Origin of the sequence: Streptomyces sp. NPDC028635 (assembly GCF_040637635.1) — a bacterium.
Classification (GTDB): domain Bacteria; phylum Actinomycetota; class Actinomycetes; order Streptomycetales; family Streptomycetaceae; genus Streptomyces.
The window spans coordinates 71,069-89,275 of sequence record NZ_JBEZWX010000012.1 but is presented as its reverse complement, the minus strand read 5'-3'; the positions used below and the strand labels follow the sequence as shown (position 1 = coordinate 89,275).

Sequence of the window (18,207 nt, the reverse complement as noted above, 5' to 3'; positions counted from 1 at the left end):
GCCCGTCACCCGATACAGGACCGGTATCGCAACGTGCGGCAATGTGCAGACGACGTGATCCGGTTCACTTCTTGTTGTTGATGACCGCCTCCATCACGCTCTTCGCGATGGGGGCGGCGAGACCGCCACCGGAGATGTCGTCCCGGTTGGCGTTCTCGTCCTCCACGACCACGGCGACGGCGACCGGGGAGCTGCCGTCGGCGAGCTTGGCGTAGGAGATGAACCAGGCGTAGGGGTTCGCGCTGTTCTCCACACCGTGCTGGGCGGTACCGGTCTTGCCGCCGACGGTGACGCCGTCGATCTGCGCGTTCTTACCGGTGCCGTCCTTGACGACGGTCTCCATCATCGACTGCAGGACCTGCGCGTTCTTCGGCGACAGCGGCCGGCTCAGCTCCTGCGGGTCGGTCTGCTCGATCGGGTCGAGGTTCGACGTCTGGAGCTGGTCGACCATGTACGGCTTCATCAGCTTGCCGTCGTTGGCGACGGCGGAGGCGACCATGGCCATCTGCAGCGGGGTGGCCGCGGTGTTGAACTGGCCGATGGAGGACAGCGCGGTCTGCGACTTGTTCATGTCGTCGGAGAAGACCGAGGCGCTGGAGCGCACCGGCGTGAACTGCTCCGCGTCGAAGCCGAACTTCTTCGCCTCCGCCAGCATCTTGTCGTTGCCGAGGTCGGCGCCGATCTTGCCGAAGACGCTGTTGCAGGAGACCCGCAGGGCCTCGCGCATGGTGGCGTTCTCGCAGGGGATGTTGCCCTCGTTCTTCAGCGGGGTCGTGGTGCCCGGCATGATCCACGGCAGCGGCGAGTTGGTCTTGGTGTCCGCGTCCGGGTAGAGCCCGTTCTCCAGCGCGGCCGCCGCGGTGACCACCTTGAACGTGGAGCCCGGCGGGTAGGTCTCGCGCAGCGCCCGGTTCAGCATCGGGTCGGCGGCGTTCTCCTTCTTCTGCAGCTTCTGCCAGGCCTTGGCGTCGTCGTCGGAGTTGCCGGCGAAGGCCGACGGGTCGTACGACGGGTAGGAGGCGAGCGCGAGGATCTTGCCGGTGGCCGGGTCCAGCGCGACGACGGCGCCCTTGCCGCCCTGCTTCTTCAGGCCGTTGAACGCGGCCTTCTGCGCGGCGGCGTTGAGCGTGGTGACGACGTTGCCGCCCTGCTTCTCCTTGCCGGTGACCATGTCGAGGGTGTTGCGGAAGAACAGCCGGTCGTCGGTGCCGGTGAGGATGCCGTCCTCCAGGGACTCCAGCTGGTTGGCGCCGAAGGCCTGCGAGGCGTACCCGGTGACCGGCGCCCACATGGGGCCGTTCTTGTAGGTGCGCTTGAACTTCAGGTCGTTCAGCCCGCTGGTGCTGGTCTTCGCCGAGCCGGTGATCGCCTCCCCGCCGCCGACGATGATGTCGCCGCGCGGGGTGGAGTAGCGGGCGATGGTGACGCGGCGGTTGTCCTTGTCGGTGGCGAGCGAGTCGGCCTTGACGTACTGCAGCCAGTTGTCCCGGATCAGCAGGGTGAGGACCAGGAGGCCGCAGAAGATCGCGATGCGGCGCAGGGGCTTGTTCACGGACGGACCACCTGGGTCATCTCGGCGTCGGGGTTGCTGGCGGGCGCGGGGGCCGGGCGGCGCGCGGTGTCGCTGATCCGGATCAGGATCCCGATCAGGGCCCAGTTGGCGATGACGGAGGAACCGCCGTACGCCAGGAAGGGCATCGTCATACCGGTCAGCGGGATGAGGCCCATCACACCGCCGGCCACGACGAACACCTGCAGCGCGAACGCGCCGGACAGGCCGATGGCGAGCAGCTTGCCGAACGGGTCGCGGGCGGCGAGGGCGGTGCGCACGCCGCGCTCCACGATCAGGCCGTAGATCAGCAGCAGCGCCATCAGGCCGGCCAGGCCCAGCTCCTCGCCGAACGTGGCGAGGATGAAGTCGGAGTTGGCGGCGAACCGGATCAGGTCGCTGTGGCCCTGGCCGAGGCCGGAGCCGAGGGTGCCGCCGGAGCCGAACGCCCACAGCGCCTGCATCGCCTGCTCGGAGTGGCCGGCGACGCCCTGCCGGGAGAGCGTGTACTCCTTCATCGGGTCGAGCCAGGCCTGGACACGCTGCTGGACGTGCGGCTCGAAGCTCGCGACGCCGACCGCGCCGGCACCGGACATCAGCAGACCGAAGACGATCCAGCTGGTCCGCTCGGTGGCGACGTACAGCATGATCACGAACATGCCGAAGAACAGCAGGGAGGTACCGAGGTCGGTCTCGAAGACCAGGATGAGGATGGAGATGAACCAGACCACCAGGATCGGGCCGAGGTCACGGCCGCGCGGCAGGTACAGGCCCATGAAGCGGCGGCTGGCGAGCGCGAGCGCGTCCCTCTTCACCATCAGATAGCCGGCGAAGAACACCGCCAGCACGATCTTGGCGAACTCACCGGGCTGGATGGAGAAACCGGCCACGGAGATCCAGATCTTCGCGCCGTAGATGTTCTGCCCGAGACCCGGCACCAGCGGCAGCAGCAGCAGGAACAGCGCGCCGACCATGGAGATGTAGGTGTAGCGCTGCAGGACGCGGTGGTCCTTGAGGAAGATCAGCACGACGATGAACAGCGCGATGCCCATCGCGGTGTACATCAGCTGCCGCGGCGCCGCGGTGCCGGCCTGCTTGATGGACTGCAGCAGCTTCGACTGGTCCAGCCGCCAGATGACGACCAGTCCCAGGCCGTTGAGCAGCGTGGCCAGCGGCAGCAGCAGCGGATCCGCGTACGGCGCGAACTTTCGGACGACGAGATGGGCGACGCCGGCCAGCAGGCCGAGGCCCAGGCCGTAGCTCAGCAGACCGGCGGGCACCTTGTCGTTGATCGCGAGCCCGACGTTGGCGTAGGCGAACACCGGGATGGCGACCGCGAAGACCAGCAGCGCGAGCTCGGTGTTGCGCCGGCTCGGCGCGCCGATGGCGCCGATCGTGGACGTGTGGTGCGACGACGTGTTGGTAGTACTGCTCATCGTGTGACAGGGCCTCTCACGGCTTGCCTACTGCTTACCGCACAGCGAGACGACCTTCTGCTCTTCCTCCGAGAGGCTGGGGCCGGGGCTGGGATGGGCGGTGGGGGTCGGTGAGGTGGACGGGGTCGACGGGGTCTTCGTGCCCGGTTTTCCTGTGGCCGAAGGGGTCGGTGTGACCTTGGACGTGAAGGAGGCGGGAGTGGTTCCCGTGGTGCCTCCGGCCTCGCCCTGACCCGTCTTCGCGTTGTGCTCGTTCTCGGCGGCGTTGCGCTCGGCCTGCTTCTTGCAGGCGGAGGCCTGCACGGCGAGCTCGTCGACCTTCTTGCGGGCACCGGCGAGGTCGCCCTCCGCGATCGTGTTCTTGACCTGCTTCTGCTGGTAGGGCGGCAGGTACTTGAGTTCGATCTCGGGGTGGTCCGTCTCCACCTTCGACAGCGACACCCACGCCAGGTCCTGGCTGATGCCGCGGTACAGCGCGACGTGCTCGTCCTTGGCGCCGACGTAGTACTGGGTCTGGGTCCAGCGCCAGCCGCCGTACAGGCCGCCGCCGATGACGGCCAGCGCCAGCACCGAGTACAGGGATCTCTTGATCCACCTGCGGCTCTTGCGCGGCTTGGCGAAGTCGTCCTCGTCCCAGTCGCCGAAGCTGCCGGCCGGGATGAAGCCGGTGGTGTCGCCCGAGCCGGGCGGCCCGAACTCACCGCCGCCACCACCGGGCGCGGCGTGCCGGCCCAGCCCGGAGGCGCGGCCGGCGGGCGTCTGCATGATGCCGTTGTCGTGGTGGTGGTGCTGGTTCTCGGCGACCGCGCCGACCACGACCGGCGTGTCGGACAGCTGCCCGGCGAGCGTGTCACCGGTGTCCAGGTCCAGGACGTCGGCGACGATCACGGTGATGTTGTCGGGGCCGCCGCCGCGCAGCGCCAGCTCGATCAGCTGCTGCACGGTCTCCTGCGGGCCCTGGTAGCTGGCGAGGGTGTCCTCCATCGTCTGGTGGGAGACGACTCCGGACAGCCCGTCGGAGCAGATCAGATAGCGGTCGCCGGCCCGCACCTCGCGGATCGACAGGTCCGGATCGACGTGGTCGCCGCTGCCGAGGGCGCGCATCAGCAGCGAGCGCTGCGGGTGGGTGGTGGCCTCTTCCTCGGTGATCCTGCCCTCGTCGACCAGACGCTGCACCCAGGTGTGGTCCTGCGTGATCTGCGTGAGGACGCCGTCGCGCAGCAGGTAGGCGCGGGAGTCGCCGACGTGCACCAGGCCGAGGCGCTGGCCCGTCCACAGCAGGGCGGTGAGCGTGGTGCCCATGCCCTCCAGCGAGGGGTCCTCCTCGACCATCTGCCGCAGCTGGTCGTTGGCGCGCTGCACGGCGGCGCCGAGCGCGGTGAGGATGTCGGAACCGGGGATGTCGTCGTCGAGGGCGACGATGGTGGAGATCACCTCGGAGGAGGCGACCTCACCGGCCGCCTGCCCGCCCATGCCGTCGGCGATCGCGAGCAGCCGGGGACCGGCGTACCCGGAGTCCTCGTTGCCCTCGCGGATCATGCCTTTGTGCGATCCGGCGGCGAAGCGCAGTGACAGACTCATGCCCACCTCGCCCGTCGGCTCCGCATGCAGCCGGTCGTGTCGAGCCACACTGCCCACCCTCCGGTCGGGAGCGCGCCGGGGTCCGGGGTGTGAACCGCCGCTGCGTGCTCGCTCCGCTCGCGCTCATTCATGACGTAGCACTACTTCCGCAGCTCGATGACGGTCTTGCCGATGCGGATCGGCGCGCCCGGCTGGATCGGCGTCGGGGTCGTCAGCCGCGTCCGGTCGAGGTACGTGCCGTTGGTGGAGCCCAGGTCCTCGACGATCCACTGACCGTTCTGGTCCGGGTAGATCCTGGCATGGCGGCTGGAGGCGTAGTCGTCGTCCAGCACGATCGTCGAGTCGTGCGCCCGGCCCAGGGTGATGGTCTGGCCCTGCAGCGCGACGGTGGTGCCGGTGAGCGTGCCCTCGGTCACGACGAGTTTGGTGGGGGCGTTACGGCGCTGGCGGCCGCCGCCCTGCTGCTGGCGCTGCTGCGGTGGCGCCTGGCGCTGGGCCTGCTGCGGCCGGCCGGCGTCCCGCCGGGCGGCGCGCTGTGTGACGCGCGTTCCGAACAGGTCGCTGCGGATGACCTGCACGGCCACGATCACGAACAGCCACAGGACGGCCAGGAAACCCAGCCGCATGACCGTGAGGGTCAGCTCTGACATTGCCCCCGCTTCACCCTTCGGCTTGCCTATAGATAACGGTGGTGCTGCCCACGACGATCCGCGAGCCGTCGCGGAGCGTAGCGCGGGTGGTGTGCTGCCCGTCCACCACGATGCCGTTGGTGGATCCGAGATCCTGGATCGTCGAGGGCGTTCCGGTCCGGATCTCGCAGTGCCTGCGGCTCACGCCGGGGTCGTCGATCCGCACATCGGCGTCGGTGCTGCGACCCAGCACCAGCGTCGGGCGGGAGATCTGGTGGCGGGTGCCGTTGATCTCGATCCAGTAGCGGGTGCGTCCGCCGGACGCCGGCGCGGTGGCCGGGGGCCGCTGGGGGCTCGCCGGCTGCGGGTAGCCGTACCCGCCGGGGCGGCCGCCGGGCGGCGGGGCTGACGGCATGGGGGGCGCTGCGGCGGGCGCGCCGGGCGCTCCGTGCGCGGCCGGCCGTCCGGGCTGCGGGTAGCCGTAGCCGCCCTGCTGCCCCGCCGCGGGCGCGCCGGGCGCCTGCTGGCTGGAGGACGAGGCGAGCGTGCGGCTGCGCACCCGGTACAGACCGGTGTCGAGGTCGTCGGCCTTCTCCAGGTGGACCTTGATCGGGCCCATGAAGGTGTAGCGCTGCTGCTTGGCGTAGTCGCGCACCATCCCGGCGAGTTCGTCGCCGAGCTGTCCGGAGTAGGGGCTCAGCCGCTCGTAGTCCGGGGTGGAGAGCTCGACGATGAAGTCGTTGGGGACCACCGTGCGGTCGCGGTTCCAGATGGTCGCGTTGTTGTCGCACTCACGCTGGAGCGCACCGGCGATCTCCACGGGCTGGACCTCGGACTTGAAGACCTTGGCGAAGGTGCCGTTGACCAGACCTTCGAGGCGCTGCTCGAACTTCTTCAGGACTCCCATGGGGCACCTCCTCCGTCGATCCTGCCGTCCTGCTGCCCGCCGTGCGGGTACTGCCCTACCTGGTACTGCTTACTGATCGTATCCACGCGCCGGTCGATCGGCTGGTTCCCCCTGTCGGCCCGGTCGACTGGGTGTCGACACCTCGGTGAGTCCTTGATGCCTCGTACCCCTTGCGGGGTACTTCTGCCCAGGATCGTAGAGGCGGCCGCAAACCAGTGTCCCGCACCCGGCTGTGCGCTCCCTCCGCCTGAAGGGGGACGGCCGGGACCGGTACGAGGTTGATACGTGCCGGGGGTGCGGCCGAGACCTGAGGGGCGCGGGGGGTTGCGCGGAGGGTGTGGGGCTGTCGGGGCGCCGCGGGCGGTTGCGCGGGGCATGAGGCTGCTGGGGGCCGTTGCGCGGGGCGCCCGGCGTGCCGGCGGCCGTTGCGCGGGGCTCCCAGGGTGCCGGGGCGCTGCCCGGGGTGCGGCACCGGACGCGCTGTTCAGGGGGTGCGGGCGCCGGGCCGCGCTGGTCGCGGGGCGGGGGCGGGGGCCGGCGGGAAGGGATGTGAATCCACCCCGGACGACGTGCTAATGTTCTGGGTGTCGGAAGGCGCCGGGCCGAAAGGAACGGAGCCGGAGGACACACGCAATGCGCGGGTGGCGGAATAGGCAGACGCGCTGGATTCAGGTTCCAGTGCCCGCAAGGGCGTGGGGGTTCAACTCCCCCCTCGCGCACAACAGGCGAGAGGCCGGTCGTTCAACGACCGGCCTCTCGTCGTTTTCATGGCCGGGTGCGGCCGTGGATCCGGCCGGGTCCGCTGTGAGGAAGGTCTCAGCGGTCGTCCAGGATCTGGTGCAGGACGTAACGGGCGTTGGCGGAGATCACCGGATTGGTGTGCCGGTAGTACGGCAGTTGGGTCGCCGCCATGGACAGGGCCCAGCCGCGGCCCCGCGCCCAGGTGGCGTCGTCGGTGTCGGCACCGTCGCGGAAGACGCGGCGGGTGCCGGGCGTGAGCAGGTTCCACGCCGGGATGAGATCGACGGCCGGGTCGCCCACGCCGGCCGTGCCGAAGTCGAGGACGCCGGCCAGCCGGCCGCCGGCGCCCAGCAGATTGCCTGGCATGAGGTCGGAGTGCGTCCAGCAGGGGGCTGCCGTCCAGTCCGGCGCCTGAAGCGCGGTGTCCCAGGCGGCGAGGAGCGCGTCCGCGTCGAAGGGCTCGTCCGTGCGGCGCAGTTCCTCGATCGCCGCGCGGGTCCCGTCGTCGACCGTGCGCAGGGGGGCGCCCCGGTAGGCCCGGGGGCCGTCGGCGAGGGCGGTGTGGGCGGCGGTGTGGGAGGGGTCGGCGGCGGTGTGGGCGGGGCCGTCGGCGGTGTGGGCGGGGCCGTCGGCGGTGTGGGCGGGGCCGTCGGCGAGGGCGGAGTCGGCGGTGTGGGCGGTGTGGGCGGGGTCGGCGGCTCGGCGCAGGGTGGTGACGAAGGCCGCCAGGTCGCGGGCCAGGTCGTCGGACGCCTCGCCTTCGTGGAGGACCTCGCCGTCCAGCCAGCGGTGGATCGCCCACCGGTGCGGGTAGCCCTCGGCGGGCTCGCCCAGGGCGACCACCTCGGGGATCGGCACCGGCAGCAGCGGGGCGAGCCGCGGCAGCCAGCGCGCCTCGTCGTCGAGGTCCTCGGCGCCGCCCGCGAGCAGCGGCAGCCGGACGGTCAGCTCGTCGCCGAGGCGGTAGATCGCGTTCACCGTCCCCCCGGAGGCGAGGCGGGTGACGGGCAGGTGCGCCCACCGCGGGAACTGGTCGCGCAGGAGGCGGCGGACGAGGGCGGGATCGGTGGAGGCCTCGCCCTCGTGCATCGGGGGTGGCGGCTCCTGGAGCGTCGTCTTGTCCGAGGTCGTCATCGCCCCCATCTCTACACCGCCGGGCGGTGTCCGGGCACCGGGATTTCCCGGCGGCCCGGTGGCTGGAAAGGGGGCCCGGGTTGTCCACAACCGCCGAGTCGTCCCCAGGTCTGACGGGATCCGGCCACCGGCTGTACGGTCTCCACGCGTTGGTGGTCGCGCGGCTGGTGCCGCGCGGCTCTGGTTCGGTCGGTTGATGTCCGGTCGGTTGATGTCCGGTCGGTTGATGTCCGATCGGTTGATGTCCCGTCGGTTGATGTTCGGGGGAGGCGGTCGCGGTGACCGAGATCGGTGCGGTGGTGTCCGAGGTGCAGGGAGGGCCGAAGGCGTCCACGCGGGCGGAGGGGACGGCGACGGCCGCCCTGCGGCGGCTTCCCCGGGTACGGGGCTTCGCCGAGTGGCCCGGGGCGGGCTCGCCGAAGGAGGAGGGCAAGGCGCTGCGCCGCCGGGTGCCGCGCCGGGCGCACGCCGAGCTGGATCTCGACGCCGGCCGTCCGGACGCGGTGAGCGCGGTGGAGGAGTCGAGCCAGGGCCGGCTGCCCGAACTGACGCCGATCCGGGTCGGCCGGATGGCGGCCACACCGTTCGCGTTCCTGCGCGGATCCGCCGGCCTGATGGCATACGACCTCGCACGCACGCCGATGACCCGGATCACCGCGCAGATCTGCGGGGACGCGCACGCCGCGAACTTCGGCCTGTACGGCGACGCGCGCGGCGGACTGGTCATCGACCTGAACGACTTCGACGAGACCGTGCCGGGACCCTGGGAGTGGGACCTGAAGCGGCTCGCCGCCTCGCTGGTGCTCGCAGGACGCGAGGCCGGCGCCGACGAGGACGTCTGCCGCCAGGCCGCCTTCGACGCGGTGGGTGCCTACCGGCGCACCATGCGGCTGCTGGCGAAGCTGCCGGTGCTGGACGCGTGGAACGCCATCGCCGACGAGGAACTGGTCTCCCACACCGACGCCCACGATCTGCTCGGCACGCTGGAGCGCGTCTCGGAGAAGGCGCGGGCCAACACCAGCGGCCGTTTCGCGGCGAAGTCGACGGAGCCGGCCGAGGACGGCGGGCGCCGGTTCGTGCCCGCGCCGCCGGTGCTGCGGGCGGTACCCGACGCCGAGGCGGCGGCGGTGGCCGCGTCGCTGGAGTCCTATCTCTCCACCCTCTCCGAGGACCGTCTGCCGCTGCTGGCCCGGCACGCGGTGCACGACGTCGCCTTCCGCGTCGTCGGTACGGGCAGCGTGGGCACGCGGTCGTACGTCGTGCTGCTCCTCGACCACCGGGGCGAACCGCTGGTGCTGCAGGTGAAGGAGGCCCGGCCGTCCGCCCTGGTGCCCCATCTGGCCGCCGCCGGCTTCGCGGTGCCGGACGTGGAGCACGAGGGTCGCCGGGTGGTGCTGGGGCAGAAGCGCATGCAGGTCGTCAGCGACATCCTGCTGGGCTGGACGACGGTGCAGGGCCGCCCCTTCCAGGTCCGGCAGTTCCGCAACCGCAAGGGCAGTGTCGACCCGGCCGCCCTCGCCGCCGACCAGGTCGACGACTACGGCCGCATGACCGGCGCGCTGCTGGCCCGCGCCCACTCGCACAGCGCCGACCCGCGCGTCATCGCCGGCTACTGCGGCAAGAACGAGGAACTGGACGAGGCGATCGCCACGTTCGCCCTGGCCTACGCCGACCGCACGGAGGCGGACCACACGGACCTGGTGGCGGCGATCAGGACGGGGAGGATCGCGGCGGAGACGGGGGTGTGAGTCACGGTGGGGGGAGCAACGCCATGAGGGCGGTGTGAGTCGCCGTGGGGGAGGCAACGCCGTGGCGGGGGTGTGAGTCACGGTGGGGGACGCCACACCACGACGGCGGTGGCCGGGGCGTGTGTGACGGTGACCACAGCGTGGAGAAGCCGGTCATAAGCGGCACCAAAACCCTCGTCACCGGCGCGGGCCCGGCACAGCGCATACGCTGGCCGGGTGACGACCCCGGAAGCTGAGCAGTCGCGGCCCGAGGAGCGGCTGGAGCGGGCCGTGCGGGCCGCCGAGCAGGCGCTGATCGAGTACGAGATCGCGGTGGAGACGTTCCGGGTGGAGGTCGAGAACTTCTCCCGCCTCCACCACCAGCGGCTCGGCCCGATGTACGCCCGTATCGAGGAGCTGGACGCCAGGATCGCCGAGGCCCGGGCGGAGCGCACCGGCGACCCCGAGGACCAGCGCCGCGCGCGGGAGCTGCGGGCCCGGCTGGAACCGATCCCCGGGGTCGAGGACCTGATGCACGGCTGGATGGACGAGTCCGGGCTGTTCCCGGAAGCGGCCGCGATGCTCACCGAGCAGCAGGTCAGGCCGCCGCAGCGGGTGCGGCCCAGCGAGGAGGCGCGCCGGCTGTACCGGGAGCTGGCCCGCAAGGCCCACCCCGACCTGGCCCAGGAGGAGAGCGAGCGCGTGCGGCGCGAGGAGTTCATCACCCGGGTCAACGCCGCCTACGCCCGTGGCGACGAGACCGAGCTGCGCGAGCTGGTCGCGGAGTGGGCGGCCGGCCCGGTGCCGCCGGAGCGCCGGCCCAGCCCCAGCGAGGAGCTGTACGCCCGCCTGGAGTGGCTCGCCCAGCGCAAGGACCTGCTCACGGTGCTCCAGCGGGAACTGGAGGAGAGCGCGATCGGCTCCATGCTGCGCCTCGCCCCGGACGACCCCGACCAGCTGCTCGTGGAGATCGCCGGGCAGTTGCAGAGCGACATCACCGCCCGTGAGACGGAACTGGCGGCGCTGGTCGGGCAGCAGCCGTAGGACCGTCGCCCGCGTCCGGTAGCGTCGGGTGCATGAGTTTTGGAGCTGGTGTTCCCACGGTCGAGGCCAAGGACGTCAAGGACGGCGACTTCCTGCTGGACGTCCGTGAGCACGACGAATGGCAGGCGGGCCACGCCGAGGGCGCCCTGCACATCCCGATCAGCGAGTTCGTGGTCCGCTACGGCGAGCTGACCGAGGCCGCGCCGCAGGACGGCCGCGTCCACGTCATCTGCCGCTCGGGCGCGCGGTCCGCCCAGGTCACGATGTACCTGGCCCAGCAGGGCATCGACGCGGTGAACGTCGACGGCGGCATGCAGGTGTGGGCCGCCACCGGCCGCCCCGTGATCACCGACGAGGGCAAGCCCGGGCACGTCCTGTAGGGACCGGCCTGTCGTCCTGACGCCGTCCCGGTGTTGTTCGGACGTCGTCCCGACGCCTTCCGCACGGTCCGCCCTGCCGACGGCAGCCCCACCGACGGGCCGCCCCACCGACGGGCCAGCCCGCCGACGGGGCCGCCGTCGGCCGGGGCCGCCGTCCGCAAGCTGTCTCACAGCGGTCGGGGCCGTCTCAGCCGTCGAGGCCGTCTCAGCGGTCGAAGTCCAGCTCCACCCGTTCCGTCACGGGATGCGACTGGCACGCGAGGACGTAGCCGGCCTCCGTCTCCTCCGGCTCCAGTGCGAAGTTGCGGTCCATGCGCACCTCACCGGAGACCAGGAAGGCCCGGCACGTGCCGCACACGCCGCCCTTGCAGGCGTAGGGCGCGTCGGGCCGGTTGCGCAGCACCGTCTCCAGCAGCGTCTCGCCCTCCTGGACCGGCCAGGTGCCACCGCGTCCGTCGAGGCGGGCGGTGACGGCGCTGTGCGCCGGGGCGCCGGAGGCCGGTGTGGGGGAGGCCGCGTCCACGTGGAAGATCTCCTCGTGGATCCGGGCCCGGGCCACGCCCAGCTCGCGCAGTGCCCGCTCCGCCTGCTGCACCAGCCCGAACGGCCCGCACAGGAACCACCCCGCGACCTCACCGACCGGCAGCAGCGCCGGCAGCAGACCGGTCAGCCGCTCCTGGTCGAGGCGTCCGGACGGCAGCCCCGCCTGCTGCTCCTCCCGGGACAGCACGGTCACCAGCTGCAGCCGGTCCGGGTAGCGGTCCTTCAGGTCGGCGACCTCTTCGAGGAACATCGTCGAGGCGGACGTCCGGTCGCTGCGTACCAGGCAGAAACGGGCCCGCGGCTCGCGTGCCAGCACGGTGGCCGCGATCGACAGCACCGGGGTGATGCCACTGCCGCCGACGACCGCCGCGTACAGCCCGGGCGCCGGGTCGAGGGTGAAGCGCCCCGCCGGGGTCATCACCTCCACCTCGTCCCCGACGTTGATCTCCTTCAGCGCATACGTGGAGAACGCCCCGCCCTCCACCAGCCGCACACCGATCCGCAGGGTGCGCGGGCCCGGTCCGTCCGGCGCGGGCGCCGGGGAGCAGATGGAGTACGTCCGGCGTATCTCCGTGCCGTCGGCGATCCGGCGCAGGGCGAGGTGCTGCCCCGCCGCATGCCGGAACTCCTCGCGCAGTTCCTCGGGGACGGCGAAGGTCAGCGCGACGGAGTCGTCGGTGAGCCGGTCGACCTCGGCCACGGGGAGCCGGTGGAAGCGGGCCATCACAACTCCTTGAAGTGGTCGAAGGGTTCGCGGCAGGCGAGGCAGCGACGCAGTGCCTTGCACGCGGTGGAGGAGAAACGGCTGAGCAGCTCGGTGTCGGCGCAGCCGCAGTGGGGGCAGCGGACCGGGTCCGCTTCCTCGCCGCCCGAGGTGCGTGTCGGCCCCAGCGCGACCGTGACCGGTCCGCCCTCCCGCCGGACGCGCGGCGGCGCGATGCCGAACTCGCGCAGTTTGCGGCGCCCTTCGTCACTGATGTCGTCCGTGGACCAGGCCGGTGAGAGCACGGTGCGGACGGTGACCTCGCGCACGCCGTGCGCGTGCAGCGCCCGCTCTATGTCGGTGCTCATGGTCTCCAGCGCCGGGCAGCCCGTGTACGTCGGCGTCAGCTCGACCTCGACCGCGTCCGCGCCGCGCATCCGTACCGCCCGCACGACCCCCAGCTCCTCCAGGGTGAGCACGGGCAGCTCTGGGTCGGGAACCGCACCGGCGATCCTGAGCAGTTCCTCCTCGAGCGGGGTGGTCGTCACCATGACGCCCCCGGGTGGCTGCGGTGCAGGTGCTGCATCTCGGCGAGCATCCGGCCGAACGACTCGGTGTGCAGCCCCTCCCGGCCGGCTCCGGCCGTCCACGCCCCGGACTGCGGGCCCTCGGGCAGGGTCAGGGTCGCGCGGGCGAGCACCTCCCCGACCGAGGCGAGCCAGCTCTCGCGCAGCGCGTCACGGTCCACGCCGTCCAGGCCCTCGACGGGCTGGAACATCTCGCCGGTGAAGCGCCACAGCGTCTCGCAGGCGCGCTGCATGCGGGCGTGGCTCTCCTCCGTGCCGTCGCCCAGGCGCAGCGTCCACTGCTCGGCGTGGTCGCGGTGGTAGGCGGTCTCCTTCACGGCTTTCGCGGCGAGCGGGGCGAACGGGCCGTCGCCGGTGGCCAGTTGGCCGTACAGCAGGTGCTGGTAGGTGGAGAAGTACAGCTGCCGGGCGATGGTGTGCGCGAAGTCGCCGTTGGGCTGCTCCACCAGCTGGAGGTTGGTGAAGGCGCGTTCCTCGCGCAGATAGGCCAGGTCGTCCTCGTCGCCGGCCATCGACAGCAGCACCCGGGCCTGGCCGAGCAGGTCGAGGGCGATGTTGGCGAGGGCGACCTCCTCCTCCAGCACGGGGGCGTGCCCCATCCACTCCCCGAGGCGGTGGGAGAGCACCAGCGCGTCGTCGCCCAGCGCGAGGGCCGCCGTGGCGGGAACCGTCGTGGTCACAGGTGCTTCACCCCGTCCGGGATCTCGTAGAAGGTCGGATGCCGGTACGGCTTGTCGGCGGCCGGCTCGAAGAACGGGTCCTTCTCGTCGGGCGAGGACGCGGTGATCGCCGCGGAGGGGACCACCCAGATGGACACGCCTTCACCGCGCCGGGTGTACAGATCGCGGGCGTTGCGCAGGGCGAGCTCCGCGTCGGGCGCGTGCAGGCTGCCGGCGTGGGTGTGGGCGAGGCCCCGGCGCGAGCGCACGAAGACCTCCCACAGCGGCCAGTCGGTGTTCGTCATGCCTGCTCCACTCCCCTGATGCCGGTGTGCGTCCCGGCGCCGGTGCCGGTGTGCTTCGCCGCGTGGGCCGCGGCCGCCTCGCGCACCCACGCGCCCTCCTCGTGGGCGCGTCGGCGCTGGGTGATGCGCTGGTCGTTGCACGGGCCGTTGCCCTTGAGGACGTCCCGGAACTCCGACCAGTCGATCGCCCCGAAGTCGTAGTGACCCCGCTCCTCGTTCCACGTCAGCTCCGGGTCGGGGAGCGTCAGACCGAGGCTCTCGGCCTGCGGGACGCAGATGTCCACGAAGCGCTGGCGCAGCTCGTCGTTGGAGTGGCGCTTGATCTTCCAGGCCATCGACTGGGCCGAGTGCGCCGACTCGTCGTCGGGCGGGCCGAACATCATCAGCGACGGCCACCACCAGCGGTTCACCGCGTCCTGCGCCATCGCGTGCTGCTCCGGCGTGCCCTTGCTCAGGGTGAGCAGCAGCTCGTAGCCCTGGCGCTGGTGGAAGGACTCCTCCTTGCAGATACGGACCATCGCGCGTGCGTAGGGTCCGTAGGAGCAGCGGCACAGCGGGACCTGGTTGGTGATCGCGGCGCCGTCCACCAGCCAGCCGATCGCGCCGACGTCCGCCCAGGTCAGCGTCGGGTAGTTGAAGATCGAGGAGTACTTCTGGCGGCCGGTGTGCAGCTTGTCGAGCAGCTCGTCGCGGCCGGTGCCGAGGGTCTCGGCCGCGCTGTAGAGATACAGGCCGTGGCCGGCTTCGTCCTGGACCTTGGCCATCAGGATCGCCTTGCGGCGCAGTGAGGGCGCGCGCGTGATCCAGTTGGCTTCCGGCTGCATGCCGATGATCTCGGAGTGCGCGTGCTGTGCGATCTGGCGGACCAGCGTCGCGCGGTAGGCGTCCGGCATCCAGTCGCGCGGCTCGATGCGCTCGTCGGCGGCCACGGCGGCGTCGAAGGCACGCTCGTATCCGGCCTCGGCGCCGTCCTGGGCGCCGGGCGCCGTGGTGCGGCTCGTGTCGTGCGCGGCTGCTGTCGCCATCTGGTCCCCCTCGACCTTGGGTGCTGACCCGGCATGCTCCCGACCGATCGTTCGGTCCGTGCGATTCCATGGTGGGACGGGCGTCGTAAGGTGTCAACCGCTGTGGACAACCTGCGGCCGGCCCTGTGGAAAACCTCGCGCGAAGGCCGCGCCCGGCGCGGAAGGACGAGCGGCCGGCGCTCGGGTCCTGTGTCCGTGCCGGTCCGGTGGGTTCTCCGTCCGTGCCGGGCCGGTGGGACCGCCGTGCGGGGTGGGGCTGTGCGGGGCCGCTGGGGCTGAGTACCGTTCCGTGCGGGCGCGCCGCGGCCGTATCCCCGCAGGCGCCGGGGCAGGGGCCGCGGGCGGGCACGGCAGGGCCGGACATCAGGACATCGAAAGACGGGGCGGAATGGACACGTACGGCGGGAACGACGCGTACGGCGGCGGCAGCGCGCCGCCGGGATCGGACGACCGCCCGGCGGACCGGGAGCGGCCGCCCGTGCCGCAGGTACCACCGGCCGACTACGCCCGGACGGCCGACGCGCAGACAGCCGGCCCGCAGACGGCCGACCCGCAGGCCACCGACGCCCGGACGGCCGACGCCCGGACGACCGAGGCGTCCCCCGCACCCCCGCGCACCGGCGTCGCCGCGCTCTCCCCCCGCTACCAGGTGGGGGCCGCGCTGGCGCTCGCCGTCGTGGCGGTGGCGGTGTGCGTGCAGATAGGCATGGTGTTCCTGCACGTCGCGCCCGCCAACACGGTCAGCCGCAAGCACGGCACGGCAGTCGACGAGTGGATCTACCCGGAGTTCGAGCAGAACTGGAAGCTGTTCGCGCCCAACCCCCTCCAGCAGAACATCGCCGTCGAGGTCCGCGCCGAGATCCGCACCGCGGGCGGCGACCTGCGCACCACCGGCTGGTACGGGCTGTCCGCGCAGGACGGCCGGGCCATCGAGCACAACCCGCTGCCGAGCCACACCCAGCAGAACGAGCTGCGGCGCGCCTGGGACTTCTTCACCGCCAGCCACACCGGCGACAGCCGCCCCGTGGGGCTGCGCGGCACGCTGTCCGAGACGTACCTGCGCCGCATCGCGGTGCTGCGCCTGGACCGGTCGGGCGTGGCCGGTGCCGGCGCAACCGTCGAGCGCGTGCAGTTCCGCTCCCGTACGACCGCCGTGGCCCCGCCGCGGTGGAGCAGTGAGAAGGTCTCCCAGAAGCCGGTGTTCCGGGTGCTGCCCTGGTGGACGGTGGCGCAGGACGACACCCCCGGAGGTGCCCGGTGAACCGCCTCGCCCTGTCGGTGTCCGGCGCGATCGCCCGCGTCACCGAAGCCGCCCACGGCCCGTACCAGACCGCGCTGATCCGGATCGGCTTCGCCTCGACCTGGCTGCTGTTCCTGCTGCGGGAGTTCCCCCACCGCGCCGAGCTGTACGGCCCCGACGGCCCGTGGAGCTGGGACCTGGCCCAGCAGCTGATCGGCACCAACGGCGCGTTCACCGTGCTGATGTGGTCCGACAGCCGGATGTGGTTCGAGATCGTCTACGTGCTCGCCGTGGTCGCCTCGGCACTGCTGGCCCTCGGCTGGCGCACCCGCACCATGTCGCTGCTGTTCATGGTCGGCGTGCTGTCGCTGCAGAACCGCAGCGTCTTCATGGGTGACGGCGGCGACAACGTGCTGCACCTGATGTCGATCTACCTCGTGTTCACGCGGTGCGGCCAGGTGTGGTCGCTGGACGCGCGCCGGGAGCGGCGGGCCGAGCAGGCACACGCGCGTGGCGAGCGGGTGGCGGACCGTGTGGGGCCCGCGCTGTGGGCGGTGCTCGGCGTGGTGCTGGTCATGGCGACCGCGGGCGGCCGGTTCGGCTCCCAGGAGTGGGAGATACCGGCCCTGCTGTGGGCGGCCTGGCTGGCGCACGGCCTGCGGTGGCTCGTCGGGGGGCGCTCGCGCGGCGGTGAACCGCGCGTCCTGCTCGACGTGATCGCCAACCTGCTGCACAACGGCGCCCTCGTGGTGATCATGGCCGAGGCCTGTCTGATCTACGCCACGGCCGGCTGGTACAAGATCCAGGGCTCGCGCTGGCAGGACGGCACCGCCGTCTACTACCCGCTCCACCTGGACTACTTCACGCCCTGGCCGTGGCTGGCCGATCTGATGTCCTCCAGCGGCACGATGATGCTGATCGTGACCTACGGGACCGTGATCGTGCAGGTCGCCTTCCCGTTCACCCTGTTCAACCGGCGGGTGAAGAACGTGCTGCTGGCCGCCATGATGACCGAGCACGCCGTGATCGCCGTCGTCCTCGGCCTGCCGTTCTTCTCGCTCGCGATGATCGTCGCGGACTCCGTCTTCCTGCCCACGTCGTTCCTGCGCCGGCTGGAGAGGCCGGCGGCACGCGTGCGTGACCGTGTGTTCGCGCGCGGGGCGAGGGGCGAGCTTCCGCGGCCGCGCACGGCGGAGGCCGCGGAGCAGCCGCACGTAGGCTCTACGGCATGACCGATCCGCTGGCCGACTGGCGGCGCCTGGCCGACTCGGCGGTGCTCCTCGACGGCTTCCACGCCCTCAAGCACGCCCTGCGCTTCGGGGCGGGCGTCCCGGTGGCGGTCGCCACCGACCGCGGCGCCGCCCTCGCGCTGGCCGACGAGCTGGCCCCGGACGTGCGGCGGACGCTGCGGGAGCTGCTGACCGAGGTGCCGGAAGCGACGTACGCCTCGCTGGTGCCGCGCCCGCACCCCACGGGCGTGGCCGCGCTGGCCGTGCGGCCGGCGCGGGAGGCACAGTTGCGGACGCTGGCGCGTCTGCCCCGGCGGGCACCGGTCGTCGTGCTGGACAACCCGCGCAACCTGGGCAACGCCGGGGCCGTGATCCGGCTGGCCGCCGGTTTCGGGGCGACCGGCGTGGTCACCACCGGCACCCTGGACCCCTGGCATCCCACGGTGGTGCGTGGCGGCGCGGGGCTGCACTTCGCGACCGCCGTGGAGCGGCTGGACGTCGAGGAGCTGCCGCCCGGTCCGGTGTTCGCGCTGGACCCCGAGGGCGAGGACATCCGGGGCGTGAAACTCCCCGACGACGCCGTCCTCGCCTTCGGCTCCGAGCGCAGCGGGCTGTCCGCCGCCCTGCGCGCGCGTGCGGACCAGTTGCTGGCGCTGCCGATGCGCCCCCAGGTCTCCAGCTACAACCTGGCCACCAGCGTGGCCATGACGCTGTACCACTGGAGCGTCACCGGGGGCGCGCCCCGCTAGGCGCACGCCCCCGTGAGGGGCATCTGCTGGGAGTGTGCC

The 18,207-nt window shown here is 72.0% G+C and carries 17 protein-coding genes and 1 tRNA gene; 7 read left to right on the top strand and 11 right to left on the bottom strand.

What is annotated here, in order from left to right; translation table 11 throughout:
* Positions 1 to 64: 64 nt before the first annotated feature.
* The 5 genes from AB0E88_RS15800 to AB0E88_RS15780 all read right to left on the bottom strand — a co-directional run bounded on the left by AB0E88_RS15800 (position 65) and on the right by AB0E88_RS15780 (position 6,102).
* On the bottom strand, positions 65 to 1,552 hold the full coding sequence (locus tag AB0E88_RS15800) for a penicillin-binding protein 2 (protein WP_361630140.1): 1,488 nt from the start codon (positions 1,550 to 1,552) through the stop codon (positions 65 to 67).
* Positions 1,549 to 2,985 (bottom strand): FtsW/RodA/SpoVE family cell cycle protein, encoded by a 1,437-nt coding sequence (locus tag AB0E88_RS15795; protein ID WP_361630137.1) that lies wholly within the window; start codon positions 2,983 to 2,985, stop codon positions 1,549 to 1,551. The genes AB0E88_RS15800 and AB0E88_RS15795 overlap by 4 nt, the downstream gene beginning before the upstream one ends.
* Positions 2,986 to 3,012: 27 nt before the next feature.
* A complete protein-coding gene (locus AB0E88_RS15790) occupies positions 3,013 to 4,566 on the bottom strand; it encodes a Stp1/IreP family PP2C-type Ser/Thr phosphatase (protein WP_361630134.1) in 1,554 nt (517 codons plus the stop codon).
* A 140-nt stretch (positions 4,567 to 4,706) separates the two neighbouring features.
* Positions 4,707 to 5,216 (bottom strand): FHA domain-containing protein, encoded by a 510-nt coding sequence (locus AB0E88_RS15785; RefSeq protein ID WP_361630131.1) that lies wholly within the window; start codon positions 5,214 to 5,216, stop codon positions 4,707 to 4,709.
* Between the two features lie 10 nt (positions 5,217 to 5,226).
* Positions 5,227 to 6,102, bottom strand: a complete 876-nt coding sequence (locus AB0E88_RS15780; protein ID WP_361630128.1) for a DUF3662 and FHA domain-containing protein — start codon at positions 6,100 to 6,102, stop codon at positions 5,227 to 5,229.
* A 635-nt stretch (positions 6,103 to 6,737) separates the two neighbouring features.
* On the opposite strand from AB0E88_RS15780, the gene AB0E88_RS15775 reads away from it, so the two are divergent.
* Positions 6,738 to 6,821: transfer RNA gene (locus AB0E88_RS15775), tRNA-Leu, on the top strand.
* A 97-nt stretch (positions 6,822 to 6,918) separates the two neighbouring features.
* Here AB0E88_RS15775 and AB0E88_RS15770 read toward each other — a convergent pair.
* Positions 6,919 to 7,932: an aminoglycoside phosphotransferase family protein gene (locus tag AB0E88_RS15770; RefSeq protein ID WP_361630441.1), complete on the bottom strand. Its 1,014-nt coding sequence runs from the start codon at positions 7,930 to 7,932 to the stop codon at positions 6,919 to 6,921.
* 353 nt (positions 7,933 to 8,285) lie between these two features.
* Here AB0E88_RS15770 and AB0E88_RS15765 point away from each other — a divergent pair, with 353 nt between their 5' ends.
* From AB0E88_RS15765 to AB0E88_RS15755, 3 genes are all read left to right on the top strand, one after another.
* Positions 8,286 to 9,725: a DUF2252 domain-containing protein gene (locus AB0E88_RS15765; RefSeq protein ID WP_361630438.1), complete on the top strand. Its 1,440-nt coding sequence runs from the start codon at positions 8,286 to 8,288 to the stop codon at positions 9,723 to 9,725.
* A 216-nt stretch (positions 9,726 to 9,941) separates the two neighbouring features.
* The gene (locus AB0E88_RS15760; protein ID WP_361630125.1) at positions 9,942 to 10,748 is read left to right on the top strand and encodes a hypothetical protein; all 807 of its coding nucleotides are present in this window, start codon (positions 9,942 to 9,944) and stop codon (positions 10,746 to 10,748) included.
* A gap of 32 nt (positions 10,749 to 10,780) precedes the next feature.
* Complete coding sequence (locus AB0E88_RS15755) at positions 10,781 to 11,128, top strand: rhodanese-like domain-containing protein (protein ID WP_361630122.1); 348 nt, start codon at positions 10,781 to 10,783, stop codon at positions 11,126 to 11,128.
* A 205-nt stretch (positions 11,129 to 11,333) separates the two neighbouring features.
* Here AB0E88_RS15755 and AB0E88_RS15750 read toward each other — a convergent pair whose 3' ends face one another.
* Genes AB0E88_RS15750 through paaA form a run of 5 tightly spaced genes read right to left on the bottom strand, consistent with a single transcriptional unit; the run spans position 11,334 to position 14,950 of the window.
* Complete coding sequence (locus AB0E88_RS15750) at positions 11,334 to 12,395, bottom strand: 2Fe-2S iron-sulfur cluster-binding protein (RefSeq protein WP_361630119.1); 1,062 nt, start codon at positions 12,393 to 12,395, stop codon at positions 11,334 to 11,336.
* Positions 12,395 to 12,925, bottom strand: coding sequence for a 1,2-phenylacetyl-CoA epoxidase subunit PaaD (gene paaD / locus AB0E88_RS15745; protein WP_361630116.1), 531 nt, complete (start codon positions 12,923 to 12,925; stop codon positions 12,395 to 12,397). The genes AB0E88_RS15750 and paaD overlap by 1 nt, the downstream gene beginning before the upstream one ends.
* Positions 12,919 to 13,641, bottom strand: a complete 723-nt coding sequence (gene paaC / locus AB0E88_RS15740; protein WP_361630113.1) for a 1,2-phenylacetyl-CoA epoxidase subunit PaaC — start codon at positions 13,639 to 13,641, stop codon at positions 12,919 to 12,921. The genes paaD and paaC overlap by 7 nt, the downstream gene beginning before the upstream one ends.
* On the bottom strand, positions 13,638 to 13,925 hold the full coding sequence (gene paaB, locus AB0E88_RS15735) for a 1,2-phenylacetyl-CoA epoxidase subunit PaaB (RefSeq protein WP_361630110.1): 288 nt from the start codon (positions 13,923 to 13,925) through the stop codon (positions 13,638 to 13,640). The genes paaC and paaB overlap by 4 nt, the downstream gene beginning before the upstream one ends.
* A complete protein-coding gene (gene paaA, locus AB0E88_RS15730) occupies positions 13,922 to 14,950 on the bottom strand; it encodes a 1,2-phenylacetyl-CoA epoxidase subunit PaaA (protein WP_361630107.1) in 1,029 nt (342 codons plus the stop codon). The genes paaB and paaA overlap by 4 nt, the downstream gene beginning before the upstream one ends.
* A gap of 388 nt (positions 14,951 to 15,338) precedes the next feature.
* On the opposite strand from paaA, the gene AB0E88_RS15725 reads away from it, so the two are divergent.
* The 3 genes from AB0E88_RS15725 to AB0E88_RS15715 are packed head-to-tail and all read left to right on the top strand — an operon-like array spanning position 15,339 to position 18,168.
* Positions 15,339 to 16,211, top strand: a complete 873-nt coding sequence (locus AB0E88_RS15725; RefSeq protein ID WP_361630104.1) for a DUF5819 family protein — start codon at positions 15,339 to 15,341, stop codon at positions 16,209 to 16,211.
* The gene (locus tag AB0E88_RS15720; protein ID WP_361630101.1) at positions 16,208 to 17,422 is read left to right on the top strand and encodes an HTTM domain-containing protein; all 1,215 of its coding nucleotides are present in this window, start codon (positions 16,208 to 16,210) and stop codon (positions 17,420 to 17,422) included. The genes AB0E88_RS15725 and AB0E88_RS15720 overlap by 4 nt, the downstream gene beginning before the upstream one ends.
* Positions 17,419 to 18,168: a TrmH family RNA methyltransferase gene (locus AB0E88_RS15715; RefSeq protein ID WP_361630098.1), complete on the top strand. Its 750-nt coding sequence runs from the start codon at positions 17,419 to 17,421 to the stop codon at positions 18,166 to 18,168. Before AB0E88_RS15720 ends, AB0E88_RS15715 begins: the two co-directional genes overlap by 4 nt.
* The last annotated feature ends 39 nt before the right edge of the window (positions 18,169 to 18,207 follow it).